The organism is Phenylobacterium sp. (assembly GCF_041691455.1).
GTDB lineage: Bacteria > Pseudomonadota > Alphaproteobacteria > Caulobacterales > Caulobacteraceae > Phenylobacterium.
The window spans coordinates 53,602-79,254 of sequence record NZ_JBEPUO010000015.1; the positions used below are offsets into that span (position 1 = coordinate 53,602).

At 69.8% G+C, this 25,653-nt stretch carries 26 protein-coding genes and 1 tRNA gene; 17 read left to right on the forward strand and 10 right to left on the reverse strand.

Annotated features, from left to right (window positions below; genetic code table 11):
• Positions 1-25 precede the first annotated feature (25 nt).
• The gene (locus ACESMY_RS16195; protein WP_372785647.1) at positions 26-913 is read right to left on the reverse strand and encodes an SPOR domain-containing protein; all 888 of its coding nucleotides are present in this window, start codon (positions 911-913) and stop codon (positions 26-28) included.
• A 56-nt stretch (positions 914-969) separates the two neighbouring features.
• A complete protein-coding gene (gene lipB, locus ACESMY_RS16200) occupies positions 970-1,695 on the reverse strand; it encodes a lipoyl(octanoyl) transferase LipB (protein ID WP_372785648.1) in 726 nt (241 codons plus the stop codon).
• Between the two features lie 30 nt (positions 1,696-1,725).
• Here lipB and ACESMY_RS16205 point away from each other — a divergent pair, with 30 nt between their 5' ends.
• From ACESMY_RS16205 to ACESMY_RS16230, 6 genes are all read left to right on the forward strand, one after another.
• Complete coding sequence (locus ACESMY_RS16205) at positions 1,726-2,013, forward strand: FliM/FliN family flagellar motor switch protein (protein ID WP_372785649.1); 288 nt, start codon at positions 1,726-1,728, stop codon at positions 2,011-2,013.
• A 76-nt stretch (positions 2,014-2,089) separates the two neighbouring features.
• Positions 2,090-2,174 (forward strand) — tRNA-Leu (locus ACESMY_RS16210).
• Between the two features lie 64 nt (positions 2,175-2,238).
• The gene (gene mgtE, locus ACESMY_RS16215) at positions 2,239-3,660 is read left to right on the forward strand and encodes a magnesium transporter (RefSeq protein ID WP_372785650.1); all 1,422 of its coding nucleotides are present in this window, start codon (positions 2,239-2,241) and stop codon (positions 3,658-3,660) included.
• Positions 3,661-3,745: 85 nt separating this feature from the next.
• Positions 3,746-5,101 carry a lysozyme gene (locus ACESMY_RS16220; RefSeq protein ID WP_372785651.1) on the forward strand — a complete coding sequence of 452 codons (1,356 nt, stop codon included), beginning with the start codon at positions 3,746-3,748 and terminating at the stop codon, positions 5,099-5,101.
• Positions 5,102-5,143: 42 nt separating this feature from the next.
• Complete coding sequence (locus ACESMY_RS16225; RefSeq protein WP_372785652.1) at positions 5,144-6,310, forward strand: isovaleryl-CoA dehydrogenase; 1,167 nt, start codon at positions 5,144-5,146, stop codon at positions 6,308-6,310.
• Positions 6,307-6,723, forward strand: a complete 417-nt coding sequence (locus tag ACESMY_RS16230) for a DUF3574 domain-containing protein (RefSeq protein ID WP_372785653.1) — start codon at positions 6,307-6,309, stop codon at positions 6,721-6,723. Before ACESMY_RS16225 ends, ACESMY_RS16230 begins: the two co-directional genes overlap by 4 nt.
• On the opposite strand, the gene ACESMY_RS16235 is transcribed toward ACESMY_RS16230, so the two are convergent.
• The 3 genes from ACESMY_RS16235 to ACESMY_RS16245 all read right to left on the reverse strand — a co-directional run bounded on the left by ACESMY_RS16235 (position 6,720) and on the right by ACESMY_RS16245 (position 9,644).
• Positions 6,720-7,502: a helix-turn-helix domain-containing protein gene (locus tag ACESMY_RS16235; protein ID WP_372785654.1), complete on the reverse strand. Its 783-nt coding sequence runs from the start codon at positions 7,500-7,502 to the stop codon at positions 6,720-6,722. The genes ACESMY_RS16230 and ACESMY_RS16235 overlap by 4 nt on opposite strands.
• Positions 7,503-7,670: 168 nt before the next feature.
• Positions 7,671-8,225 carry a hypothetical protein gene (locus ACESMY_RS16240; protein ID WP_372785655.1) on the reverse strand — a complete coding sequence of 185 codons (555 nt, stop codon included), beginning with the start codon at positions 8,223-8,225 and terminating at the stop codon, positions 7,671-7,673.
• 84 nt (positions 8,226-8,309) lie between these two features.
• Positions 8,310-9,644, reverse strand: a complete 1,335-nt coding sequence (locus ACESMY_RS16245; protein ID WP_372785656.1) for a S8 family serine peptidase — start codon at positions 9,642-9,644, stop codon at positions 8,310-8,312.
• 116 nt (positions 9,645-9,760) lie between these two features.
• Here ACESMY_RS16245 and ACESMY_RS16250 point away from each other — a divergent pair, with 116 nt between their 5' ends.
• Positions 9,761-10,255 (forward strand): RNA polymerase sigma factor, encoded by a 495-nt coding sequence (locus ACESMY_RS16250; RefSeq protein WP_372785657.1) that lies wholly within the window; start codon positions 9,761-9,763, stop codon positions 10,253-10,255.
• Positions 10,252-10,929 (forward strand): anti-sigma factor, encoded by a 678-nt coding sequence (locus ACESMY_RS16255; protein WP_372785658.1) that lies wholly within the window; start codon positions 10,252-10,254, stop codon positions 10,927-10,929. The genes ACESMY_RS16250 and ACESMY_RS16255 overlap by 4 nt, the downstream gene beginning before the upstream one ends.
• Positions 10,930-10,935: 6 nt before the next feature.
• On the opposite strand, the gene ACESMY_RS16260 is transcribed toward ACESMY_RS16255, so the two are convergent.
• Positions 10,936-13,170 carry a penicillin acylase family protein gene (locus ACESMY_RS16260; RefSeq protein WP_372785659.1) on the reverse strand — a complete coding sequence of 745 codons (2,235 nt, stop codon included), beginning with the start codon at positions 13,168-13,170 and terminating at the stop codon, positions 10,936-10,938.
• Between the two features lie 280 nt (positions 13,171-13,450).
• Positions 13,451-15,235, reverse strand: coding sequence for a patatin-like phospholipase family protein (locus ACESMY_RS16265; RefSeq protein ID WP_372785660.1), 1,785 nt, complete (start codon positions 15,233-15,235; stop codon positions 13,451-13,453).
• A gap of 105 nt (positions 15,236-15,340) precedes the next feature.
• Between ACESMY_RS16265 and ACESMY_RS16270 the strand changes: the two genes are divergently transcribed.
• From ACESMY_RS16270 to ACESMY_RS16285, 4 genes are all read left to right on the forward strand, one after another.
• The gene (locus tag ACESMY_RS16270) at positions 15,341-16,189 is read left to right on the forward strand and encodes an enoyl-CoA hydratase-related protein (RefSeq protein ID WP_372785661.1); all 849 of its coding nucleotides are present in this window, start codon (positions 15,341-15,343) and stop codon (positions 16,187-16,189) included.
• A 50-nt stretch (positions 16,190-16,239) separates the two neighbouring features.
• Positions 16,240-16,647 carry a DUF1489 domain-containing protein gene (locus ACESMY_RS16275; RefSeq protein ID WP_372785662.1) on the forward strand — a complete coding sequence of 136 codons (408 nt, stop codon included), beginning with the start codon at positions 16,240-16,242 and terminating at the stop codon, positions 16,645-16,647.
• Between the two features lie 109 nt (positions 16,648-16,756).
• Entirely contained in the window at positions 16,757-17,590 is an 834-nt protein-coding gene (locus ACESMY_RS16280) for a division plane positioning ATPase MipZ (protein ID WP_372785663.1), read from the forward strand.
• Between the two features lie 3 nt (positions 17,591-17,593).
• Positions 17,594-18,016 (forward strand): J domain-containing protein, encoded by a 423-nt coding sequence (locus ACESMY_RS16285; RefSeq protein ID WP_372785664.1) that lies wholly within the window; start codon positions 17,594-17,596, stop codon positions 18,014-18,016.
• A gap of 16 nt (positions 18,017-18,032) precedes the next feature.
• Here the strand turns inward: ACESMY_RS16285 and ACESMY_RS16290 are convergent, their stop codons facing one another.
• Positions 18,033-19,325, reverse strand: coding sequence for a D-alanyl-D-alanine carboxypeptidase (locus ACESMY_RS16290; RefSeq protein ID WP_372785665.1), 1,293 nt, complete (start codon positions 19,323-19,325; stop codon positions 18,033-18,035).
• Between the two features lie 306 nt (positions 19,326-19,631).
• Between ACESMY_RS16290 and ACESMY_RS16295 the strand changes: the two genes are divergently transcribed.
• The 4 genes from ACESMY_RS16295 (at position 19,632) to ACESMY_RS16310 (ending at position 22,554) form a co-directional block, all read left to right on the forward strand.
• Entirely contained in the window at positions 19,632-20,066 is a 435-nt protein-coding gene (locus ACESMY_RS16295) for a phasin family protein (RefSeq protein WP_372785666.1), read from the forward strand.
• Between the two features lie 123 nt (positions 20,067-20,189).
• A complete protein-coding gene (locus ACESMY_RS16300) occupies positions 20,190-20,651 on the forward strand; it encodes a RidA family protein (protein ID WP_372785667.1) in 462 nt (153 codons plus the stop codon).
• On the forward strand, positions 20,648-21,394 hold the full coding sequence (locus tag ACESMY_RS16305) for a glycerophosphodiester phosphodiesterase (RefSeq protein ID WP_372785668.1): 747 nt from the start codon (positions 20,648-20,650) through the stop codon (positions 21,392-21,394). The genes ACESMY_RS16300 and ACESMY_RS16305 overlap by 4 nt, the downstream gene beginning before the upstream one ends.
• Entirely contained in the window at positions 21,391-22,554 is a 1,164-nt protein-coding gene (locus ACESMY_RS16310) for a GNAT family N-acetyltransferase (RefSeq protein WP_372785669.1), read from the forward strand. Before ACESMY_RS16305 ends, ACESMY_RS16310 begins: the two co-directional genes overlap by 4 nt.
• On the opposite strand, the gene ACESMY_RS16315 is transcribed toward ACESMY_RS16310, so the two are convergent.
• Positions 22,551-23,141, reverse strand: coding sequence for a DUF5655 domain-containing protein (locus tag ACESMY_RS16315; RefSeq protein ID WP_372785670.1), 591 nt, complete (start codon positions 23,139-23,141; stop codon positions 22,551-22,553). The genes ACESMY_RS16310 and ACESMY_RS16315 overlap by 4 nt on opposite strands.
• 61 nt (positions 23,142-23,202) lie before the next feature.
• Here ACESMY_RS16315 and ACESMY_RS16320 point away from each other — a divergent pair, with 61 nt between their 5' ends.
• Complete coding sequence (locus ACESMY_RS16320) at positions 23,203-23,640, forward strand: HIT family protein (protein ID WP_372785671.1); 438 nt, start codon at positions 23,203-23,205, stop codon at positions 23,638-23,640.
• 60 nt (positions 23,641-23,700) lie between these two features.
• On the opposite strand, the gene clpA is transcribed toward ACESMY_RS16320, so the two are convergent.
• Positions 23,701-25,653 (reverse strand): ATP-dependent Clp protease ATP-binding subunit ClpA (clpA, locus tag ACESMY_RS16325; protein ID WP_372785672.1); only part of this gene is annotated, 1,953 nt, incomplete at its 5' end.

The window sequence follows — 25,653 nt, forward strand, 5'->3', positions numbered from 1 at the left end:
TCTCCCCGACCCTCGTCATTGAATCTCAGCGCCTGACGAAGCAGGCCTGTCCACCCGCCTTCAGCTTTTCGCAGAGTTGGGCGGCCTCCACGGCCGTCGCGAAGCCCGAGATCAGGGCCCGATTCACGGTCTTGCCCTCCACCTCGACGGTGGCCACGTCGGTGGTGAGGCCGGCGAGCAGGGCGGGGGACTTCTTCCTGAGCCGCGCCAGCAGGTCCTGGGCGTCCGGCAGGCTCGAGGAGGCGCCGACCTGCACGCTCACCGCCGATCCGGTCCCCGCCGTCTTCACGACGGGCTTCGCCGGCTTGGGCGCGGCGGCCGGGGCCGGCGCATCGGCGGGCGCGACCGGCGACTTCGCAGCCTTGTCAGGCGCCTTCGAGGCTGTCCTGAACCGGCCGCCCATCAGCGGGCGTCGGAAATCGCGGTCGCAGAGGGCGCGGATCACCGACCCGAGCGGGGCGCTCGGCGTCGGCGTGACGAAGTTGGCGTCGGCCGGGCGCAGCACCTTGGGGTCCGACTGGAGGTCGCGGCTGCGGAAGCCGGTCATCATTCCCAGCCGCACGGCCCGCCGATCGCAGTCGACCTGCACCGGGATCGACCAGGAGGCGATGCCGTCATGCGACTCGATCTCCGGGTTCATGGCCTCGTAGTCGATGGTGGCGAGGAAGCCGCGCGGCTCGCCGGTCGGCGTCACCGCGACAACCGCGGCCACCGCCGAGGGGCTGATGTCGACCACCTGGGCCGGCGAGATGGGCGTGTCGCGCTGCAGCCAGGCCGCCACGTCGGCGAGCGAGCGCGACGGCGGATAGTTGATGGCGGAGCCCTCGGCCGCTGCGGGCGCGACAGTGGCGCTGAGCGCCAGCGCGGCCGCGAGGCCCAGGGCTGCGCTCAGACGGCGGTCGCTGTCGATCATTTGCCCCCACATCTGGGTCTCAGCATACCGACTCGCCGGCGCCTTGGAAGCTCTGCCTAGCGCGGCGGGTCGGCGTCCGCCACCGGTCCGAAGACCTCGGCGAAGCTGACCCTCAGCGCGGCGTCAGCTTCGTCGAGCGTGGCCGGCAGGCCCAGGTCCACGAGGCTGGTCACCCCGTGGTCGGTGACGCCGCAGGGGACGATGCCGCTGAAATGGGCAAGGTCAGGCTCCACATTGAGCGAAATCCCGTGGAACGACACCCAGCGGCGCAACTTCACGCCGACGGCGGCGATCTTGTCTTCCCGGGGCGGCTGGCCGGGCGCGCGCCGCTCCACCCAGACGCCGACCCGGCCCGGACGGACCTCGCCCGCAACGTTGAACCGCGCCAGGGCGCCGATCACCCAGGCCTCCAGGGCGGCCACGAACGCCCGGACGTCCCGCTGGCGCTGCGTGAGGTCGAGCATCACATAGGCCACCCGTTGGCCTGGGCCATGGTAGGTGAACTGCCCGCCCCGGCCGCTTTCGAACACCGGGAAGCGATCGGGCTCCAGGAGGTCCCCGGGCTTGGCCGAGACGCCGGCCGTGTAGAGCGGCGGGTGCTCCAGGAGCCAGACAAGCTCGCCCGCGCGGCCCTCGGCGATGGCGGCGGCGCGCGCTTCCATGGCCGCGACGGCGTCGGGATAGGCGACCGGCGCCCGCGAAACCGCCCACTCGGCCGGAAAGCGGTCCGCGCGGCCGAAAATCGGCGCGTTCGCCGCTGGATTTAACACCCGGTCAAGCATGTGACTGCCAATGTGGGCCCTGGGCCTGCCATGCGCAAAGCCCGCGTGAGGTCGGGGGCGTTCTGCGTGAGCCAAGTCAAGGCGGTCAATGTCGAAATCCAGGTGGTGCTGGGGCGCTCGACGCTTCCCATGCAGCAGCTGCTGCGCATGGGCCGCGGCGCGGTGATCCCGCTCGACACCGCGGTCAATGACGAGGTCTGGATCCTGGCCAACAACCACCCGATCGCCCGCGGTGAAATCCAGATCAACGATGAAAAGATTTCCATCGCCGTGACCCGCGCGGCCAACGTCTACGACTTCATGGCCGGCGGCCAGTAGAGCCTGGATCGCGCCGGGCGTTTCGCCGCCCTTCACAAAGCCTTCGCCGTTTGCTACCCCCCGCGGCTCACCACGAGCGGTCGTGGCGGAATTGGTAGACGCGCAGCGTTGAGGTCGCTGTGGGGCAACCCGTGGAAGTTCGAGTCTTCTCGACCGCACCAGTGAATCAAGGTCCTTAAAATTCCTCAGGAAAAACGCGCTTCGACATAAGCCAGGGAGGTCCGCATGAGCCGCGAAACGGACGACCTTGAGCTATCCGAACGACCTGAGGCCGAAGAGGACCTGGAAGACCTCGCCCTAGGCGAGGACTATTCCCTAAATCCGGCCTACGTCCCGATGGTCGTCGACGCGCTCGACCGCGGCGACGCCGAGCGGCTGCGCGAGCTCCTGGGCGCGCTGCACCCGGCCGACGTCGCCGACCTGATGGGCTTCCTGTCGGCGGACGACCGCGAGGAACTGGTCCCGCACCTCGACCCCGAGATCCTCGGCGAGGTGCTCTCCGAGCTCGACACCGAGATCCGCGAGGAGATCCTCGAACACGTCCCCTCGGCGATCCTGGCCAAGGCGCTGGGCGAGATGGAGAGCGACGACGCCGCCGACGTCGTCGACGACCTGGAGGCCGACAAGCGCGCCCAGGTGCTGGCCGCCATGCCCGACGTCGAGCGGGCCGCCATCGAGACCACGCTGGCCTACGAGGACGAGACCGCCGGGCGGCTCATGCAGCGCGAGGTGGTGGCCGCGCCGCAGTTCTGGACCGTCGGCCACACCATCGACCACCTGCGCCGCGAGAGCGAGGAGTTGCCGGAGCTGTTCTTCGACGTCTATGTGGTCGACCCGGCCTACAAGCCCGTGGGGGCGGTCTCCGTCAGCCACCTGTTGCGCGCGCAACGCGACACCCCGCTCGCCCAGATCATGGAGCAGATCACCGAAATCCCGGTCGACATGGACCAGGAGGAGGTGGCCTACATCTTCGACAAATACCGGCTGATCTCGGCCCCCGTCGTCGAGCCCGGCGGCCGGCTGGTCGGCCAGATCACCGTCGACGACATCGTCGGCGTCATCCAGGAAGAGACAGAGGAAGACATCCTGGCCCTGGCCGGGGTGTCCGACGCCGGCCGCGACGCCGGCTTTGTCGGCATCGTGCGCTCGCGCCTCCCCTGGCTGATGATCAACCTGGTCACCGAGGCCATCGCCGTCATCGTCATCGGCCCCTTCCAGCCGATGATCGCCAAGATTGTGGTGCTGGTGATGCTGCTGCCCATCGTCTCCTCGCTCGGCGGCAACGCCGGCACCCAGGCCCTGACGGTGGCGGTGCGCGCCATCGCCAGCAAGGAGCTGAACGCGGCCAACGCCATGCGCATCATCCTGCGCGAGTTGGCCGTGGGGCTACTGAACGGCGCGTCGGTCGGCCTGATCCTCGGAGCGGGCCTGTTTATCTGGCAGCACGATTGGAAGCTGTCGCTGGTGGTCTTCCTGGCGATCATCGCCAACCTTTTCGTGGCCGCGCTGGGGGGGATTCTCGCCCCGATCGTGCTCGACCGGTTCGGGCGCGACCCCGCGGTCTCCTCCTCGGTGGTCGTCACCTTCATGACCGACTTCTTCGGATTCCTCGCACTTCTGGGCATTGCGGCGCTTATCCTGTTGTAAGGACTGGCCTAGTAAGAATTTCGGCCCAGGACTTGCCGGTAAGGGCTGGCGCCTGTGCGCGTTGCGTCAAACTGGGTCAGAGGGCATGCAGCCTCGCCACCGTGTATCCCGAGCCGCGATCGAGCTGATCAAGCGGTTCGAGGGCTACCGCCGAGCGGCCGCTCAGCTTCCCGATGGGCGCTGGACGATCGGCCACGGCCATACGCTGACCGCCCGCCAGGGGGCCCAGGTGTCGGAGGACGACGCCGAGGCCCTGCTGCTCTACGACCTGATCGCCATCGCCCATGCGCTCAACGAGGCGGTGTTCGCGCCGCTCAACCAGAACCAGTTCGACGCTCTGGCGTCCTTCACCTTCAATATCGGCCTCGACAACTTCCACCGCTCGGGCGTGCTGCGGCGGCTGAACGAGGGCGCGCCCATCCAGGCGGCCTGCGCCATGGAGCTGTGGCGTAAGGCGGAAGTCGCGGGCGAGCGGATCGTCGTCGACGCCCTGGTCCGCCGCCGCGCCTGCGAGAAGACCCTGTTCCTGACGCCGGAGGGCGACGCCTGGGTGCCGGCACCGTCGCCGCTCCTGCGGCCCCTGCTCGACAGCGATGCGCAGGGCCTCGTGCCGCGCGATGCGCCGGTCGACGTGACCACCGCCCTGGACGGCGACACGATCGTCATGCTGCGCGAGGACGCACCGACGCCCGCGCCGGCGCCGCCGGAGTATGACTCAGAAGATCCCGCCAGGACCGCCGCCGAGGCGGTCAGCGCGCGGCTCTCGACCATCTTCCAGGACCCCGGCGAGGAGCCGGCCCCTGAAGAGCCGGCTCCCGAAGAGCCGGTCTCCGAGGAGGCGCATGAAGAGGCCGAAGTCCGGCCGCAGCCGCACCCTGAGCGCATCCCCGAGGATCCGCATCCGCAGGACGACTTCGGAATGCCGAGCTTCGCTCCGCTTGAGGACCCCGTGCCGTTCTTCCTGCGTGCGCCGGAGCCGCAGGACGAGACGCCCGAGGCCGAAACCGACGACGCCGAGCGCGACGAGGCCAACGAGCATCGCGGCCGCGACCTGTTCGATCCCGCGCCGGCCAACGACCTGGCCGACAACAGGGCCGAGGATGAGGCCGCTGATGGCGCGGAGAGCCAGCGCGAGCGCACGGTGATCGACGACTCGGCGCCCTTCGAATTCGTACCCCCCGCCGTGCAACCGCTGCCGCCGCCGTCCCAGGGCGGCATGCTGACCCTCGTGGCGCTGGCGGTGCTGGGCCTGATCTTCTTCGGCGGTGGGATCTTCTGGGCCGCCAACGCCCGGCCGGTGGCCAATTCCGAGTGGTTCGGGCCGCGGCTGGTGGGCGGCCTCGCCGGGATCGCCGGCGTCGGCTTCTTCGTGGTGGCGATCTACTTCCTGCTCGACCGGCTGGGCCGGGCCTCCGAACGCCGGGCGCGCCAGCGCCGATAGGCGTATTCGCGGTCGGGCGCGGCTCATGCTAAGCCCCGCCGCATGATCCCCAACCACGGACCCACCCTGGAGTTCGGCCTCGGCGAGACCGCCGACGCCATCCGCGAAACCACCGCACGCTTTGCGGCCGACAAGATCGCGCCGCTGGCGGCGAAGATTGACGAGACCAACAGCTTCCCGCGCGAACTCTGGATACCGATGGGCGAGCTCGGCCTGCATGGCGTCACCGTAGAGGAGACCTATGGCGGCCTTGGCCTGGGCTACCTTGAGCACGTGGTGGCGATGGAAGAGGTCTCCCGCGCCTCCGCCTCCGTGGGCCTGTCCTACGGCGCGCACTCGAACCTCTGCGTGAACCAGGTCCGCCGCTGGGGCTCCGAGGAACAGAAGCAGCGATACCTGCCGAAGCTGATATCCGGCGAGCACGTCGGCGCTCTGGCCATGAGCGAGGCCGGTTCGGGTTCCGACGTGGTCTCCATGCGGCTGGTGGCCAAGAAAGTCGGCGACCGCTACGTCCTGAACGGCACGAAATTCTGGATCACCAACGCGCCGCACGCCGACACCCTGGTGGTCTACGCCAAGACCGATCCGGAGGCCGCGGGCCGCGGCATCACCGCCTTCCTGATCGAGAAGGATTTCAAGGGCTTCAGCGTCTCCCAGAAGCTCGACAAGATGGGCATGCGCGGCTCCGACACCGGCGAGCTGGTGTTCGAGGACTGCGAGGTCCCCGAAGAGAACGTCATGGGCCCCGAGAACGGCGGCGTCGGCGTCCTGATGAGCGGCCTCGACTACGAGCGCGCGGTGTTGGCGGCCGGGCCTTTGGGCATCATGCAGGCCTGCCTGGACGTGGTCCTGCCCTACGTGCGCGAGCGCAAGCAGTTCGGCCAGGCGATCGGCTCCTTCCAGCTGATGCAGGGCAAGATCGCCGACATGTACGTCGCGCTGAATTCGGCGCGCGCCTACGTCTACGCGGTCGCCAAGGCCTGCGACGCGGGCATGACCACCCGGTTCGATGCGGCCGGCGCCATCCTGATGGCGTCGGAGAACGCCGTGCGGGTGTCGCTGGAGGCGGTCCAGGCGCTGGGCGGCGCGGGCTACACCAAGGACTATCCGGTGGAGCGCCTGGTGCGCGACGCCAAGCTCTATGACATCGGCGCGGGCACCAATGAGATCCGCCGCTTCCTGATCGGGCGGGAGCTGATCGGGGGATGAAAGCTCTGGGGGCCCTCGTCCTGTCGCTCGTCCTGGCCGGCTGCGCCACCGTGCCGCCGCCTGCGTCGACGCCGGCCTGTCCGGCGGGGCAGGAGTATCGGCATACCGCTCAGCTCTTCTTCGGCCGCAACGTCGGCGACAAGCCCGGGGTCAGCGAGGCCGACTTCCGCAAATTCGTGGACGAGGAGCTGACGCCCAGGTTCCCGGACGGCCTGACCGTCATGGACGGCGGCGGCCAGTGGCGCGGCGAGGAGAACCGGATGATCCGCGAGGCCTCCAAGGTCGTGCTGATCGTGCTGCCGAAGGGCCGCGAGGTCCCGGGCCGGGTCGAGGCGGTCCGCACGGCCTACAAGGCCCGCTTCCACCAGGACTCCGTCCTGCTGGTCACCCAGGCGGCCTGCGTCTCCTTCTAGCCGATGCGCAGAGCCTCCGCGGTCGCCGCGTCGGCCGGGAAGAAGGTCTCCAGCGACAATTCGGAGAGCGTGATGTCGACCGCGGCGCCAAAGACCGTGACGGTGCTCAGGAACGACAGCAGCCGGTCGCCGATCAAGAGCTGCAGCGGCGCCGCGACGCCGCCGAAATCCTCAGGCCGGCGGTCGGGCGCGGGCGGGACCGGATAGCCGTTCACCTCTTCGAAGAGCGCCGCGAGCCCCGGATCGGCAGTCAACTCGAGCTGGCGGCGCAGGCGCTCGATCAGGTGGCCTCGCCACTCCGCGAAGTTGGCGATCCGCGGCGCCAGCCCCTTCGGGTGCAGCGTGACCCGCATGACGTTGACCGGCGCCTCGAGAAGCTCCGGCGCCACGCCCTCCAACAGGGGCCCCAGCGCGCCGTTCGCGGCCACCAGGTTCCAGCGCAGGTCGATCACCAGCGCGGGATAGGGCTCGTGACCCTTGAGGATCAGGTCGATGGCCCGCCGCGCCGCGGCGAGCGCCGGATCGTCGATGGCGCGCTCGAAGAAGACGGGCGCGAAGCCGGCGGCCACCAGGATCACATTGCGCTCGCGCAGCGGCACCTCCAGCTGTTCGGCCAGGCGGATGACCATCTCGCGGCTGGGCTGGGCGCGGCCGGTCTCCAGGAAGCTCAGGTGGCGGGTGGAGATCTCGGCGTCGAGCGCCAGATCGAGCTGGCTGAGGCGACGCCGGCGGCGCCATTCGCGCAGGTGGTCGCCGACGGATTTCTGGGCGGCTGTCATGAGGCGAACCTAGCCGGATCGCGGCTCAGTCTCCATTACCCGCGAGGTAATGGCGGACATGCGAAGGGCCGCCGGATTGCTCCGGCGGCCCTTCCACTGGGGCGCCGCGGCCGGCGGCTCAGATGAACCTCTCCAGTGCCGGCCGGGCCTCCTCAGCGTACGCGTGGGTCAGCGCGGGGGCGCGGCCGACCCCTCCGCGGATCCGGAGCCGGACACGCCGTGCTTGCTGACGCCGGCCGACCCTTGGGCGGAGCCCTGGGCCGACGCGCTCGGCAGGGGCGTGGCGGCGGCCTGATGGCCGGCCGATTGCGCTGCGGCGCTCGCGCCCTGGGCGGTGCTCAGCCCCTGGACGACGGCGGCGTCGCCGGCGGCGCGGCCCTGCGCCTCGGCGGACTGGGCCTGGGCGACGGTGGCGTCACCCGCGCCGCGCGCCGTGCTCTCGGTCGATTGGGCGGCGCCGACGGCCTTGTGTTTCGCCCGCGCGGCGCGGTCGGTGGCCTGGCTTGTGGTCTCTCCGATCCGCGAGCCGAGGCCGGGACGACCGAGGCTGCCCGATCCCGAGGCCGAGCCCGTCAGGCCGCCGGAAATTCCGCCCGGGCCGGCGCCGCCGGTGAGACCGCCAGTCAGGCCGCCCCCGCCGCCGAGGATCTGGGCGTCGGCGGCGCCGGCGAAGATGAGGCTGGCGCCAAGCGCCGCGCCGAGGACCAAAGCTGACCTACGCATGGATGTTCTCCTGTGTGCGAATGGGTTTGCAGGAGGTCCAACGGCGGCGCCGGGCGGTTTCATCCCCCGGCGCACGGAAAAATCTCAGCGGCGTCCGGCGTCCACGAAGCCGCGGCCATAGATCGGATCAAGGCCCGGTGCGCCGAGATCGACCGCCGCGCGGCCCAGCGCATCGACCGCCGCCCGCGCGCCCGCGGGATCCGGGGCCGGCAGCAGCTTCGCCAACCGCGCCGCCACGACAGGGGCGGCGAAAGAGGTTCCCCGCACGGTCACGAACCCGCCCGCCAGGCCGGCGGCGGAGACGTCGGCGCCGGGGGCGGCGAAGTCCACATGCGCGCCCCGGCCGGCCTCCGGCAGCACGCGGCGGCGCGCGTCGACGCCGGTGACCGCCACCACGCCGGGATAGGCGGCCGGATAGAGCGGAGCCGCGGCAGGGCCGTCGTTGCCGACCGGGGCGACCACCAGGTGGCCGCGCGCCACCAACGCCTGGACCGCCGCGCCGAGCAATAGGTTCGGCGGCCCGACCAGGCTGATGCTGATCACCGGGACCTTCTCCCGCGCCAGCCAGGCGAGGCCCCGGGCGATGGCCTCCGCCGATCCGCCGGCCGGCGTCGGGCCATAGACGTCGGCCACGTCCAGGCTCGCGCCGGGCGCGGCCCCGCGCGCGCCGACGATCAGGGAGGCGACGGCGGTGGCGTGGGCGGTCGTGCGGGCGCCGCCGGGCGCGAAGGCGCGCTGCGTGAGGCGGGCGTCGGCCAGCGCCGGCCGGCTCGCCGCTACCGATCCGTCGACCAGGCCCACGGTGAAGCCCGAGGCGTCGCCGGCCGCGACGACGGCGATCGCCGAACCGCCGACAGCGCCGCTCTCGATGTAGAGGTGGTTGAATTCGAACTGGCCGGCCGGATCGAGCGCGCGCAGCTCCCGCACGGCAGCGACGGCCGATTTGCCGGCCGGCAGGCCGAGCACCACGGCCTGAAGACCCAGGTCGGCCAGGTCGCTGGTCCGCCGGACCGTATAGCCGGCCTGACCGAGCCGCGCTGCGGCGGCCACGTCGACGCCGATGGCCAGCACCTCGCCGCGGACGACGGGCTGGCCGTGGTCGTCGGGCTCGACCAGGTCGCGGTGGTCGCGTAGCAGGCGCTCGGCGGCCAGGCGGCGCACGGCGGTGAGTGTCGAGGTGGCGGTCTGCAGAGCCGGAGCCAGCGTCCGGTCGGCGAGGCTCGGCAGGTCGCGGCCCACGCGCGGGACGTCGGGGAGACTGCCGGGTAGCCCTCCTCCGGGCAGACCTCCGCCGGGGAGGGCCGGCAGGCCGCCGCCGACCAGCTGGGCCGGGGCGGGCGAGGCCACCAGCGCCACGGCGAGGCCGAGGCCGAGGGCGAGGGCCAGGCGCTGATGTCGGACAGGCGGTCTCGGTTTCATCTGACCTTCACAACGCCCAAGGCGACGCTTGGGGCCCCTTGCGCGTTAGATTTGTGCGGCGTGCAGGGATGAAACGCCGCGACCAGGTCGTTTCATCCGCAAGACGAAGGGCTCCCTTGGCCGGTTTTGAGCGCGAGATCGTCGAGCTGCTGCCGCGTCTGCGACGGCTGGGGCGGGTGCTGGCGCGCGCTCCGGCCGACGCCGACGACCTGGTGCAGATCACGGTGGAGCGCGCGCTCAGCCGCCGCGGCCAGTGGCGCCCGGGGACGCGCCTCGACAGCTGGATGTTTCGGATCATGAAGAACGCCTGGATCGATGAAACCCGCGCCCGCAGCCGTCGCGGCGCCCTGTTCTCGCCGCCGGAGGCGGGCGAAGGCGTCGGGGCTGATGGCGCGGCCGAAATGGAAACGCGCTTGGCGGCCGTCGAGGTGGAACGCGCCATGGCGAACCTGCCCCCCGACCAGCGGATCGCCGTCGCCCTCGTCCTGGTGGAGGGATTTTCATACCAGGAGGCCGCCGAGGTCCTGGAGATCCCGGCCGGCACCCTGACAAGCCGCCTGGTGCGCGGCCGCATGGCCTTGCTGGCCGAACTCGGGGAGGCCGGGCCATGACCGCCGACGAACGCCTGATCGCCTATCTCGACGGCGAGCTTTCGGCCGAGGACCACGCCGCCTTCGAAGCGGAAATGGCCGCCGATCCCGTGCTCGCCGCCACGGTGGCGCTGCATCGCAGCCTGGAGGCGCGGATCGCCGAGACCTACGCCCCGGTGCTCGCCGAGTCCGTACCGCCGGGGCTCACGGCCCTGGCCAGCGCCGCCAACGATCCGGGCCGCCGCCGCAGCGCCTGGCCGCAGTGGGCGGCTATGGCGGCCTGTCTGGCGCTAGGCGTCGTGGGTGGCCGCGAGCTCTGGCCCGAACGCGGGCTCTTGGCGCCGGAGGGCCCGGCGCTGGTAGCCCGCGGCGAGCTCGACAAGGCGCTGACCCTTCAGCTGGCCTCGGACACCGGCCCGGTAAAGGTCGGGCTGAGCTTCAAGGCGAGCGACGGACACTACTGCCGGACCTTCGAGGCCGGAGCCGAGCATCTGGCGGGCCTCGCCTGCCGCCGCGATGGCCGCTGGGAGGCCCAGACCACAACGGCCTGGAGCCCGCAGCCCGCCGCGGACTACCGCACGGCCTCCAGCGTCGTCCCGCCCGCGGTGCTGGCCGGGGTCGACGCCCTGCGCCAAGGCGAGACCCTCGACGCGGCAGGGGAACGCGCGGCCCGCGACAGGGGCTGGCGGCCTTAAGACGGCCTATTCGCCGGGACGGTAACGCCGCTCGGTGTGGCCCTTGAGCTGGTCGGGGTAGAAATAGACCTCGCGGAAGTCACCCGAGGCGTAGCGCTGGGCCTGATCGTCGAAGTGCTTCGATTTCGGATCGCCGCTCTCGCCGCCGGCGGTGACGGCGCGGGCCCGCACCCGGGGGCCGAACTCGACCACGGCCACGAAGCTGTTGCCGCTGGAGCCATAGTAGTTGCGGGTATCCGGATAGCGCTTGGCCCCGAACGAGGCGAGCGAGCCCCACTGCGCCGAGGCGAAGGGCACTGGGATGCTCGGCTTGGCGTCGTCGAAGTCGGCGACGATGGCGTCGTCCGTACGCTGGAAGCGGTTGATCTGGCCCCAGGGGACCTGCCAGGTCCCGAAGTCCCGGGTTAGCCGGTCCACGGCCTCGGCCAGCGACTCCAGCTTCTCGGCCGGCGTCGCCCGTTGGACCATGTAGTCGTAGGTCTTGACGCCCGCCGCCTTGGCCTCCGGCGCGACCTTGGCCCAAAGCGCCTCGCCCCAGCCGACCGCCACGGTCGTTGGCACGGAGTCCGCCGACCAGCGGTCGTTCCAGGCGCGCAGCACGGCCACGGGCGGGCCAAGCTTCGCCTTGAGGGTCGCGTCGGTGGTTGCGTCGTAGGCGGCGAGCAGGCCCGGGATCTGGCGGTCGAAGGCCGGTAGCCAGGGATCGAAGTCGGCGTCGATCAGGGTCTGCAGGGTGAAGTCCTTGCGCGCGCTCAGCACGCGCGTGGCGTGGCGGGTCCGCGGATTGTCGCCGGCCTGGTCCACATAGCGGGGGAAGTCCGCGGCCTTGGGACTGTCAGGACCGGCGGCGGACCAGGGCGAGTCGTTGGAATTGTAGACCCAGCCGTCCCTCGGGTTCAGCACGTGCGGCGTCTCGGCGAAGCTGTCGAGGCCCCGCCAGTCGGTGGCGGGGTCCGAGCCGTCGACCGGCTTGGTGTAGTCGAACCGCTTGTCGCGCTTGGGCATGAACTGCGGCAGCAGCAGCGCGGTCTCGCCCTTGGAGTCGGCGAAGAGGGTGTTGTTGGACGAATTGGCGTCGAGCTCCGCCACCTTCAGGAACGAGGCCAGGTCCTCGGCCTTGGTGCGTCCGAAGGACTGCTCCAGCGCCTCGATCGGCTTGTTCATCAGGGCGATCGCGATCCACCTGCCGTTCTCTTCGCGCACGATCGGCCCGTGGTGGGTGCGGAAGACCGTGAAGGTCTGGCGCGCGAGGCCGCCCGCCGGCGTGCGGTAGGGGATGGTGATCTTCGAGACCGTCACCGGCCGCTCTTCGGCGCCGTAGCGATAGAACGGCTGGTTTCCCTTGGTGATGTCGATGGTCGCGTCGACGTGCGGTCCGTGGTGGTGACGCTCGAACACCGTGGCGTCCTTGCGCACGATGGTCTCGGCGAACTCGTCGACCGTGTCGGCGCCGGTCGAGGTGTGCATCCAGCCGGCGTGGTCGTTGAAGCCCTGGTAGACGAAGAACTGGCCCCAGGTGGCCGCGCCATAGGCGTTCAGGCCCTCGTCGCTGGTCATCTGCAGTTCGGAGCGGAAGTAGAAGGAGGTGTGCGGGTTTATCAGCAGGAGCGCGTGGCCGTCCTTGGTGATCGAGGGCGAGATCGCCATGCCGTTGGAGCCGGCCGGCTCCCTGAACTTCAAGCTCTCGTCGTCGGAGAGCGCCGCCGTCCGGCGCGCCCCGTAGAAGGCCTCGAGCTCGGGCAGGGACACCCTTTCGATGTCGCCGCCGATGCTGCCCTCGGTGAAGCTGAGCGCCATCCAGGGCTCGAAGTGTCTGATGACCTTGGGCGTGACCTTCGGATGGGTGGCCAGGTAGTAGTTCAGTCCGTCGGCCCAGCCGTCCATCAGGGCCTTCAGCCAGGCGGGGCTGGCCGCATATTTCGATTTCAGATCAACAGGATCGACGAACAACCTCTGCCGAAGATCCTTCCAGATCGCGGCTTGGCCGTCGGCCTCGGCGGTGCGTCCGAGCGCGGTCATGTAGTTGGCCTCGACGCGATTGAAGTCGTCCTCGGCCTGGGCGTAGATCATCCCGAACACCGCCTGGGCGTCGGTCTTGCCGTGCACGTGGGCGATGCCCCAGTCGTCGCGGACGATGGAGACCTGGGCGGCTTCGGCCTTCAAGCGGGCCAATTCGGCGGCGGAGGCGGGCGCCGCGCCGAGGCAAGCGCCGGCGAGCAGCAAGGCAACGATCGTCCGCATCGAGTCTCCCCCTGGAACGGCCGCAAAAAGCATGGCTTCCGGAAATGCGAAAGGCCGCCCCGGCGTCCGGGACGGCCTTTCCATAGTCGGACCGCAGAGCGGTACGCGACCCTATGCCAGAGCTAGGCCTAGGCGCGGACCCCGCAAGCGGAGGTCCAGGTCACGGTCACCGGGCTACGGCTTTCACTATGAGACACTGGATCACCTCCTTTCAGTTGCTGAGCAAGGACGCTCAATATGGGTCGCTTCGGGCGCGCGCGCAAACGCCGCCTTGGGCGTTTCAGCGCAAAGCCGCGGCCTGCGCCTTTCGCGCCTTCTGCTCTTCCAGGCTGGGGCGGCGGCGCAGCGCCTGGACGGGGCGGTCGAGCTTGTCCAGCGCCTCGATCGTCGCGCGGTATCCCTCGGCCACGGCCGGGGCGTAGGCGGAGAAGTCGCGGATTTCCACCTTGGCCACGTCGGGCAGGACCAGCAGGTCGGTGGCCTCGCGCGCAGCGGTGAGGTCGCGGGAGGTGGAGACCGTGGCCGCCCGCATCAGCAGCGAGACGATAGGCGGACCCCTGCGCCATTGCCCCGACCAGATCCAGCGCCAGACCGAAGCCGGGCGGGCGACGTCGTCGGCGGTGATGCTGCGGCCGGTGGTGACGTCGACGCCGACGATCGGCCCGAGCTGGCCCGCGCGCATCACGTCGGCCGGAAAATTCTTCATCACCGCCCCGTCCACCAGGACATTGTTGTCGTCGGTGGCGGGCGGCAGGATGCCGGGGAGCGAGATCGAGGCCCGGAGCGCCTTCCGCAGCAGGCCCCGGCGGTGCATCTGGTAGGCGCCGGTGGTCAGGTTCGACGACAGGCAGAAGAACGGCAGCCAGAGGTCGGCGATCTGAACCTCGCCGAAGTTGTGCGCCAGCCGCTCGTTGACCTTCAGGCCGTGGGTCATCGCCAGGATCGGCACGGCGATGTCGGTCAAGGGGCTGGTGTCGACGAAGGCCTCGCGGATGCGGTGCTCCATCTCCTCGTCGGTCCAGCCCATGGCGACGCCCGCGGCGATCACCGCGCCCATGGAGACCCCGCCCACGAAGTCGATCGGCACGCCGCGCTCGCGCAGCGCCCGGACCGCGCCCACGTGGGCGTAGGCTCGTGCGCCGCCGCCCGAGAGCACCAGGCCCACCGACTGGCCGGTGAGCACGCGAGCCATGCGTTCGATGTCGGGGTCGTGGTCGCGGCGCAGGTGGAAGAGGCGCGCGGGCTGGGCCGCGTCCAGCCAGGCTTCGGATCCGGACGGGCGGCTGGTGTCGGGCGGATGCAGCAGGATCAGGTCGACGAGCTGCTGGGCCTGCAGCGGCGAAGCAAGCGCCGCCGCTGCGCCGGCCTTCGGCGGCTGGCGGTCGCCACGGCCGACATGGAACAGCCGGTCGACCTGCCGGGCCACGACCTGGCGCCAATGGCCGTCCGGCGCCTCGGCGACGTAGAGCACGAAGTCGTGGGTGCGCTCGACGTCGGAGAACCACTCGGTGGGCGCGTGCTGCGCCTCGACGCCGATCGAGGTGACGCTGTAGCCGAGGGCGCCGATCTCGCGGCCCAGGCGCTCCACCAGGGGCCGCAACAGGCCCGACCCCAGCGACACGAAGCCGAACACCGATGGCTCGCCCATGCCGCCGCGGGTCACCGCCTGGCGGCTGCGCAGCATCATCAGCTTGGCGAGCTCGATCATCACGGTGGTGTCGGCCTCGGCGGCCTCGAAGAAGATGTCGCGCGGCACCGCGATGATCTCGGAGTCGCGCAGCGCCACTACGTCGGCCGAGTGCGGGGCGTCGGCGATCAGCGACATCTCGCCCGCCGGCTCGCCGGGCCGGATCACGCCCAGGAACTGCGCCTCGTTGCCCTGTTCGCGGCGGAAGGCGCCCAGCCGGCCGGCGCGCACGAAATAGAGCTGGTCGGACTTGTCGCCGGCGGAATAGAGCGTCTGGCCGCCGGGCAACGAGAACCACACGGCCTCCGCCTGCACCCGCTCCTGTCCGAACAGTCGGGCCAGCGCGGAATCTTCGGGAATATCGGGCAGGGCTGACACGGGGCGGGAGCCTAGCGTGGCCTAAGAGTCGGGGCTATGGCTTCGCCGTGGCGCCCTGCGGCCCCGTGGGGCGTTGGACAGGGGCGCTTCAAAGGAGCTCTCCGCATGTCGAACCCCATCGCCGATCCGCTGGTCGAGGTCCCGGACGTCAGCCCGAGCACGCCCCTGGTGCACATCGAGGCCACCCAGGACGGGGCGGTGACGGTGATCATGAACCGGCCGCATCGGAAGAACGCCTTCGACGCCGGCCTGATCTCGGCGCTGTCCGAGGCCTTCGAGACCCTGCGCGGCGCCGAGGGCGTCCGGGTGATCTTCCTCAAGGGCGCCGGCGGGACCTTCAGCGCCGGCGCCGACCTCGACTGGATGCGCGCCGCCGTCGACCGCAGCGAGAGCGACAACCGCGAGGACGCCTACGCCATGGCCCAGATGCTGAAGCAGCTCTGGGACCTGCCGGCGCTGACCATCGCCCTGGTCGAGGGTGGGGCCTTCGGCGGCGGGGCCGGGGTCGCGGCCGCCTGCGACCTGGCGATCGCCACGGCCGATGCGAAGTTCGCCTTCTCCGAGGTCAAGCTCGGCCTGATCCCGGCGACCATCAGCCCCTATGTGGTGGCCGCCATCGGACCGCGGACGGCGCGCGGTCTGTTCGCCACCGGCCAGGTGTTCGGCGCCGAGCATGCGCTGCGGATCGGCCTGATCGGCGAGATCGCCGCCGACGCGGCCGCGCTGGCCGCCGCCGAGGCGCGGATCGCCCGCGAGATGCTGGCCTGCGCCCCGGGCGCGGTGGCCGACGCCAAGCGGCTGGCGTCGGACGTCTACGCCCAGAAGATCGATCACGGCCTGATGGAAGAAACCGCCAAGCGGATCGCCCACGCCCGGGTCGGCGGGGAAGGCCAGGAGGGCGTGCGCGCGTTCCTGGAGCGCCGCAAACCGGTCTGGGCGCCCGGCGCGGATTGAGCCGAGAGGCCGCGCTGGTCAAACGCCGGCGCCGGCCCTAATCCAGGGTCATGGCGCTCCACATGATCAAGCTCTGCGTCGGCGCGGCGACCGTCGAGGACCTGCTGGAATGGCAGCGCACCCGCGAACCGGGCGGCCCTTGGGTCATGCGCACGCGCCAGACGCCCAAGCGGGCGGCGGATCTGGTCGACGGCGGCTCCCTCTACCGGGTCTTCAAGGGCGTGATCCTCTGCCGCCAGCCGATCCTGGCGGTGAACACGGTAGGCGAGGGGATCACCGCCCGCTGTGAGGTGACCCTGGATCCCACGCCGGTCCGCGTCGCGCCGACGCCGCGACGGGCCTTCCAGGGCTGGCGCTATCTCGAGCCCAGGGACGCGCCCGCGGACCTCTCCATCGAGGCGTTCGGCGACATCCCCACCGAACTCGCCCGCCAGCTCCGCGAGGCCGGCGCATGGTGAGGCGTCCATCCACAGGCGGCGACGATCCGCGCGTTGACGCCTGTCCGGTCAAAGCGCTCCCTTAGCGCGATGTGAGTCGGCGTTCGCCGACCCTCGAGGAGTTCAGAAAATGCCGCAGGCCAGCGTCATCGTGGTCGGCAATGAGAAAGGCGGGGCAGGCAAGTCCACCATCGCCATCCATACCGCGACCGCGCTCCTTCACGCCGACGCGAAGGTGGCGGTCCTCGACCTGGACCTGCGCCAGCAGTCGACCTCGCACTTCTTCGCCCATCGCCGGGCTTGGCTGGACGCCAATGGCGCGGTCGCGCCCATGCCGATCGAGCACCCGCTGAGCGCCGACGGCGCGGCGCTCGCCAAGGCCAGCGACGAGGAGGCCCTGGCGCGCTTCGAGGAGGCCTTCGCCCAGGCCAGCGAGGCGGCCGACTTCGTGCTGATCGACACTCCCGGCAGCGACACAGCGATCAGCCGCGCCGCCCATGGCCTCGCCGACCTGATCGTCACGCCGATGAACGACAGCTTCGTCGACTTCGACATGCTGGGCGTGGTCGATCCGGTGACCTTGGAGCTGAAGCGCCACAGCCTCTATTCGGAGACTGTCTGGAACAGCCGCAAGGCCCGCGCCGTGAAGGACCGCAAGACGATCGACTGGGTGGTGCTGCGCAACCGCCTGGCCCCCACCGAGGCGCGTAACCGGAAGCGGCTGGACGAGCGGGTCGAGACGCTCTCGCGCAAGGTCGGCTTCCGCATCGGGCCGGGGCTGCGCGACCGGGTGATCTATCGCGAACTCTTCCCGTTCGGCCTGACGGTGGCCGATCTCTCCCCGACCATCCGGCCGGTAGCCATGTCGCTGCAGCACGTGGCCGCGCGCCAGGAGCTGCGGGCGCTGATGGCCGCGCTCGGCCTCTCGGGCTTCTCGGACGGCGAGCAGATCGCCGCGGAATAGCCGATGCTTTACCTCGCCCTCGGAGCCGCGCTCCTGTGGCTGCTCGTGGGCCTCGGCCGCGGCAAGGTGATCTTCAAGCGCCGCGAATGGCGGCTGCTGTCCGGCGTCTTCGCGCTCGCGGCCTTCGTCGGCGCGGCCTACATCGGCCTGCGCGGCGGCTGGGAGATCTCGATCGTCCTGGTGGTGCTGGGGCTCTGGCTGGTGACCACCTCGCGGATCAACGGCCCGGCGCCGGCGCCGCGGGTGAACCGCCGCATGAGCCTGGAGGAGGCCCGCTCGCTGCTCGGCGTCGAGCCGGACGCCACGCCCGATGAGATCCAAGCCGCCTATACGCGGCTGATGCGCATGGCCCATCCGGACAAGGGCGGCACGACAGGCCTCGCCATGCAGCTCAACGCCGCGCGCGACCGCCTTCTGAAAGGGTAGATCCCGAGCGTTGGGATCAGGTGGGGCTGATCACCATGCAGGCCAGCCGCTTGGCCTTCAGGGCCCGGCAGGCGTCCTTGGCGTCGCCCTCGGTCAGGCCGCTGAACACCGCCTTGTACTTGCGGCCTTCCTTGTCGGTCCCGCCGGTGGCGCCGTCGAAGTGCTCGCTGAATTTCCTCTCGACGAAGGCGATCTGGTGGCGGGCGTCCTTCGGGGAGCGGAATTCGCCGACCTGCACGGCCCACTTGGCCTTGGCCTGCGCGACCGTCTTGCCTTTGCGCGACGGGGTGACGTCGATCTTGCCGGCGCGGCTGGCGGGGGCCGAGGCGAGCTCGACCTTCAGGCCGCCCTGGTCGCCGTCGCCCTGTTCGCTCGGCGGCCGCACGACGGGGCCGGAGAGCTCGGAGGGCTCGAAGAGGTTCTGAGCCACGGTGATCTTCTCGCCCAGGGCGCGCCGGCGCATCACGTCGAAACCGGTGAGCAGCAGGTCCTCGGCGTTCTGGTCGCGCTGGGCCGTCGTCGGACCGCCCATGACCACGGTGATCAGCCGGCGGTTGTCACGCACGGCGGAGACCGCGAGGTTGAAGCCCGAGGCGTTGGTGAAGCCGGTCTTCAGCCCGTCCACGCCCTGCATGCGGCCCAGGAGGTGGTTGTGGTTGGCCATCACCTGGCCGCGGAACTTGAATTCCTGGAGGCTGAACAGCTTGTAGTATTGCGGGTAGTCCCGCATCACCGCCCGCGACAGGATGGCGATGTCCCGCGCCGTGGTCAGCTGGCGGCTGTCCGGCAGGCCCGAGGCGTTCGCGAAATGGGTGTTCTGCATGCCCAGTTCCTGGGCGCGCAGGGTCATCAGGGCGGCGAACCGGCTTTCGGTGCCGGCCAGCTTTTCGGCCATGGCCACGGCCATGTCGTTGGCCGACTTGGTGGCCATGCCGTCCATCGCCTCTTCGACGCTCACCGAATCGCCGGCGCGGACGCCCAGCTTGGTCGGGGCCTGGGCCGCTGCGTGCGGCGAGACCAGAACCCGGTCGTCGGGATGCAGCTTGCCCGACGCCAGCGCCTCGAAGGTGAGGTAGAGCGTCATGATCTTGGTGATCGACGCCGGATAGCGCGGGCTGTCCTCGTGCTTGGCGTAGAGCACCTCGCCCGACTTCGCATCTACGACGATCGCGGCGTACTTCGTCTGCGATGCGGACAGCAAATTCTGGAAGTACGGAATCTGCGCGCTCGCCGGCGTTGCGACGGAGCCCAGGGCGGTGGTGGCGGCCAGACCTAACGCTAGGAACAGGCGGCGGGCGTGCTTGATCATGCTTCGTCCGTCGAATCAGTGGGTTGAGACGACCGCCGGTCGCCCCGTGTGAATCTGCCTACCATGACAGCCAGACCCTTGCTTGAGAGTAAACAGGAGTTGAACGGGCGAAATTGTCGCGCCGCACGCGCCCCGCGCGCCACACGGTGTTCGGTGAGCGGAATTCACAAATATGTTGCACTGCACAAAAACCCTTTGACTGCTGCACTGCAACATGAGAGAAGGCGGCTGCGTTTACCCCACCAGCCCACCGAAATCCATTTTGCATTGCGGCGCTCGCGCCGCCTCAGCCAGGAGCTGCATCCCATGGCCGCCGCCGAAACCGTCAAGACCACCGTCGATCAAATCACCGCCGCTTCGAACGTCGCCTTCAAAGATGGCGTGGAGAAGACCCTCGCCGCCCTCAACGAAGCCAATGGCGTCTCGAAGAAGAACCTGGAAGCCGTAGTCGCCTCGGTGACCGCCGCCACCAAGGGCGCGGAAGCCCTCGGCGCGCAAGCGATGGCCTTCTCGAAGATCTCCTTCGAAAGCCAGGTCGCCGCCGCCAAGTCGCTGGCCGGCGCCAAGAGCGTGCAGGAAGTGGTCGAACTCCAGACCGCCTTCGCCAAGACCGCTCTGGAAGGCTACATGGCCGAAATGGGCCGCATGTCCGAGACGGTCTCCGCCTCGGTGAAGGACAGCATGAAGCCGCTGAACGAGCGCGTGACCGCCATGGTCGAGCGCCTGCAAGCCGCCCGCTAAAAGCTTTACCCTCGCGTACGGCGTTCGCGCCGATGAGGCTGAAGGGCCGGAGCAGCGATGCTCCGGCCCTTTTCCTATGCGCCCGCCTTTTCCTATCGGGGGGAGGGCGCTAGACCTTCGCCCATGTCCCAGATCGAAGACCGCCTGGCCGCCGCGGGCATCACCCTGCCGCAGCCGAACCCGCCCGTCGCCAACTACGTGCCCTTCGTGCGGCAGGGCGACCTGATCCACATCTCAGGCCAGGTCTCCGTCGATGGCTCCGGCGGAATCAAGGGGGTGGTCGGCGAAGAGGTCGACGCCGAGACCGCCAGGCGCGCGGCCCGGCTCTGCGCCATCAACCTGATCGCCCAGATGCGGGCGGCCTGCGAGGGCGACCTCGACCGGGTGGTCCGGGTGGTGAAGCTGAACGGCTTCGTCCAGGCTGGTCCCGGCTTCTTCGCGATTCCCCAGGTGATCAACGGCGCCTCCGACCTGATGGTCGAGGCCTTCGGCGACGCCGGGCGCCATGCCCGATCGGCGGTCGGCGTCTACCGCCTGCCGCTGAACTTCGCCGTGGAGGTCGACGCGGTGGTGGCCATCTCGTGAAAGCCCGGTTCGGCGAAGCCTGGGAGCGGCTCTTCGATCCCGCGATCGCGCATCGCGGGCTCTGGAGCCCTGACGGGCCGCCGGAGAATTCGCTGGGCGCCTTCCAGGCCGCCTGCGCCGCCGGCTACGGCATAGAGCTCGACGTCCAGCTTTCCGCCGACGGCGAGGCCATGGTCTTCCATGACGACGACCTGGAGCGGATGACCGGCGTCAAGGGCCGCCTCGGCGACCGCACGACCAGCGAACTCGCCGAGCTGCGGCTCAAGGGTTCCGAAGAACGCATTCCGACCCTGCCCGAGACCCTGGCCCTGGTGGGCCGCCGGGCCATGGTCCACGTCGAGCTCAAGACCCCCTACGGCCAGGTGGGCCCGCTGGAGCAGCGCACCCACGAGATTCTCATCGACCACGCGGGGCCGGTCTGCGTGATCGGCTTCAACCCCTATTCCCACGCCTGGTTCGCCGAACGGTTCCCGGGCGTCCTGCGCGGCCTCGACAGCTATTCCTACAAGAAGGCGCCGCAGATGGCGGAGGCCCAACGGGCGAGCTTCGCGAAGCTGGAGCATGTGGCGATCGCCAAGCCGCACTTCCTGGCGCTCGGCCTCGACATGCTGCCCAGCGACCGCGCCGTCGGCCTCCGAGGCGAAGGCCTGCCCATCGTCGCCTGGACCGTGCGCGAACCCCAGCAGTGGGAGGCGATCCGCGACGGCTGCGACAACCTGATCTTCGAGGGCTTCCGCCCATGAGGTTGAAGCCGGCGGTCAGGGTTTGCCGCCGTGTCTCCGAGATCGGCCGCGAGGCCTGGGACGCCTGCGCCGGCAATCCCGCCTACGCCGGCAATCCCTTCATCCGCTACGATTTCCTCGATGCGCTGGAAGCCTCGAACTGTGCTGTCGAGCGCACGGGCTGGGGGCCGCAGCACCTAGCCATCGACGACGACCAGGGCCGGGTCGCCGCGGTGATGCCGCTCTATCGGAAGTCGCACAGCCAGGGGGAATACATCTTCGACCACGCCTGGGCCGACGCCTATGAGCGGGCCGGCGGCCAGTACTATCCGAAGCTGCTCTCCGCCGCGCCATTCACGCCCGCCACCGGGGCGCGGCTGCTGGCCCGTCCGGACGTCGACGCCGAGGAGGCCCGGCGCTTCCTGCTGGGCGGCGCGCTGACGCTTTGCGAGCGCTACGGCTCGTCCTCCTTCCACGTGAATTTCCCGACCGAAGACGAGTGGCGCTGGATGGGCGAGCAGGGCCTGGCGCTGCGCGAGGGCCAGCAATACCACTGGGAAAACCGTGGCTACGCGACCTTCGACGACTTCCTGGGCGCGCTGTCGTCCGGCCGGCGCAAGACCATCCGCCGGGAGCGCCGCGACGCCGCGGAGGGCCTGGAGATCCTCTGCCTGACCGGCGCGGAGCTCAGCGAGGAGCACTGGGACGCCTTCTTCGGCTTCTACATGGACACCGGCTCGCGCAAGTGGGGCCGGCCCTATCTGTCGCGGCCGTTCTTCTCGCTGCTGGGCGAGCGGATGGCTGACCGGGTGCTGCTGATCATGGCCCGGCGCGGCGGGCGCTGGATCGCCGGGGCGCTCAACCTGGTCGGCGATGACTGCCTCTACGGGCGCAACTGGGGCTGCGTCGAGGACGTGCCGTTCCTACATTTCGAACTCTGCTACTACCAGGCCATCGAATGGGCGATCGGCCGGGGCCTGGCCCGCGTCGAGGCGGGCGCGCAAGGCCAGCACAAGATCGCCCGCGGCTATCTGCCGAGGCCGGTCTATTCCGCCCACTACATCGCCGACCCGGCGCTGCGCGGCCCGGTGGAACGCTTCGTCGCCCAGGAGCGCGAGGGGGTCGAGCACGAGATGGAATGGCTGGCTGAGGAGTTCTCGCCGTTCCGCGACGAAGGCTAGGACCGCTCCCAGGCCTGTTTCAATAGAGCCTCCACGGACGCGTCCACCTCGGCGGGCGAGGTCAGCAGGAGCTGGCCTTTCAGCCGGTCTCCCCAGCTTTCGCTCTTACCGCGGGGCGCCAGCCGCGGATCGGCGTCAGGCGTCACCGCAAAGCCGATCAGGACGTGGCCGCCCTTGATCGGCCGGCATGCGGTCATCTGCACCTTGCGCGACCAGGCCGTGTAGGTCTTGCGCTGGCCAAGGGTGACATCCGACAGCTTGGCGACCGCCTTCTCGATCGCCTGCAGGATCGCCTCCGAAGCGGGATCTTTCCACAGCGCCGCGCGCAGCGGTCCTGCGTCGTCCCACCGCATCTCCGAGGGGAAGGCCACCGACAGCACGTGCGCGGCGCGGTTCACGCCCAGGCCGTGATGCTCGCGGAGCCAATCCGACCGGGCGCGGGGCTTGTCGTGCGGGCAGGCCCTGGCGATGGCGACCCATTCCTCGATGGTCTTGCCGGTATCGCGCTGCAGGCTCGCCTGCACCGAGGCGAACCACTTCTGCTGCCGCTCGGTCAGGCCGGAGGGCTTTTCCTTCGAACCGCCCATGCCCATCGTTCCACCCTCCCAGCCGATTTGCTACGACGGCTCCGATCAGGGAGCACGGCCGATGAGCTTGGACGGGACCTACGACGACGGCAACATCTTCGCCAAGATTCTGCGCGGCGAAGCCCCGGCGGCTCGGGTGTTCGAGGACGACCACGTGCTGGCCTTCATGGATGTCTTCCCGCAGTCGCGCGGCCATACGCTGGTGATCCCGAAACACTCCCGCGCGCGCAACCTGCTGGACGAGGAGCCGCAGGTCCTGGCGAACGTCATCCTGGGTGTCCAGCGGGTGACCCGCGCCGTCCGCGCCGCGCTCAACCCCGACGGCCTGGTGGTGACCCAGTTCAACGGCTCGACCGCCGGCCAGACCGTCTATCACCTGCACTTCCACATCATCCCGCGCTGGGACGGCGTCGCGCTCGGCCGCCACGCCGGCGGCGGCATGGCCGATCCGGCGGAGCTGACGGTCCTGGCCGGGCAGATCTCGGCGAAGATCAGCTAGGGACCAAAGAAAAACCCCGGGCGCGAACCCGGGGTTTTCCTCAATCCATGGAGCCGATCGCTAGGCCACCGGCGCGGGCGCCTCGGCGGCTTCTTCGGCCGGGTTCTCGATGACCGGGGCGCCGGGTTCGCGGTTCTCGCCCTCGATCTCGAAGGCCAGCTTACCGTCCTTGAGCACGACCTTGACGTGGCCGCCCTTCACCAGCTTGCCGAACAGGATCTCGTCGGCGAGCGGCTTCTTGATGTTCTCCTGGATGACCCGGCCGAGCGGACGGGCGCCGTAGAGTTCGTCGAATCCGTTCTTGGCCAGCCAGTCGGCCGCCTCGTCGGTGGTTTCGATGGTGACGTGGCGATCCGCGAGCTGGGCTTCCAGCTGCATGATGAACTTCTGAACCACCTGCCGGATGATCTCCGGCGTCAGCGACTTGAACGCCACCACCGCGTCGAGGCGGTTGCGGAATTCCGGCGTGAACACCCGCTTGATCGCTTCCTCGGCCTCGTCGTCCTGCTTCCCGCGGCCGAAGCCGATCGAGTTGCGCTGGGCGTCGGAGGCGCCGGCGTTGGTGGTCATGATCAGGACCACGTTGCGGAAGTCGATCTTCTTGCCGTTGGAGTCCGTGAGGGCCCCGTGGTCCATGACCTGCAGGAGGATGTTGTAGACGTCGGGGTGGGCCTTCTCGATCTCGTCGAGCAGCACGACCGCGTGCGGATGCTGGTCGACGGCGTCGGTCAGCAGGCCGCCCTGGTCGAAGCCCACATAGCCGGGAGGCGCCCCGATCAGGCGGCTCACGGTATGGCGCTCCATGTACTCGCTCATGTCGAAGCGCAGGAGCTCGATGCCGAGCGTCGAGGCCAGCTGGCGGGCGGTTTCCGTCTTGCCGGTGCCGGTGGGTCCCGAGAAGAGGTAGCAGCCGATCGGCTTGTTGGCGTCGCGCAGGCCGGCCCGGGCCATCTTCATGGCGGCGGACAGTTGATCCAGCGCGTCGTCCTGGCCGTAGACCGCCCGCTTCAGGTCGGTTTCCAGCTGTTTGAGGGCCTCGGTGTCGGTCTTGGACACCGACTTCGGCGGGATGCGGGCGATCTTGGCGACGACGGCCTCGACCTCCTTCAGCCCGATGATCTTCTTGCGGCGGCTCTCCGGCAGCAGCATCTGGCTCGCGCCGGCTTCATCGATGATGTCGATGGCCTTGTCCGGCAGCTTGCGGTCGTTGATGTACTTGGCCGACAGCTCCACCGCCGCCTTGATGGCGTCGTTGGTGTAGCGGAGCTTGTGGAACTCCTCGTAGTAGATCTTCAAGCCCTTCAGGATCTTGATCGTGTCGTCGATCGTGGGCTCGTTGATGTCGATCTTCTGGAACCGGCGGACGAGCGCGCGGTCCTTCTCGAAGTGCTGGCGGAATTCCTTGTAGGTCGTCGAGCCCATGCACCGCAGGGTGCCTGAGGCCAGGGCCGGCTTCAGCAGGTTCGAGGCGTCCATCGCCCCGCCGCTGGTCGCGCCGGCGCCGATCACCGTGTGGATCTCGTCGATGAACAAGACCGCGTCGGGGTGGTTCTCCAGCTCCTTGACGACCTGCTTCACGCGTTCTTCGAAATCGCCGCGGTAGCGGGTGCCGGCGAGCAGCGAGCCCATGTCGAGCGAGAAGATGGTCGAGCCGGCCAGGACCTCGGGGACCTGATGGTTGACGATCTTGCGGGCCAGGCCCTCGGCGATGGCGGTCTTGCCGACGCCCGGGTCGCCGACCAGCAGCGGATTGTTCTTGGTCCGGCGGCAGAGGATCTGGATGCAGCGCTCGACTTCCGCCGAACGGCCGATCAGCGGATCGACCTTCCCCTGCTTGGCCTTCTCGTTGAGGTTCACGCAATAGGCTTCGAGCGCCTCGCCGCCGGTCTTTACGGTGGGCTTGTCCTCGTCGTCCGACGAACCCTTGACGGGCTTGGCCTCGGTGGCGCCGGCCTTCTTGGCGATGCCGTGGGCGATGTAGTTCACCGCGTCGTAGCGGGTCATGTCCTGCTC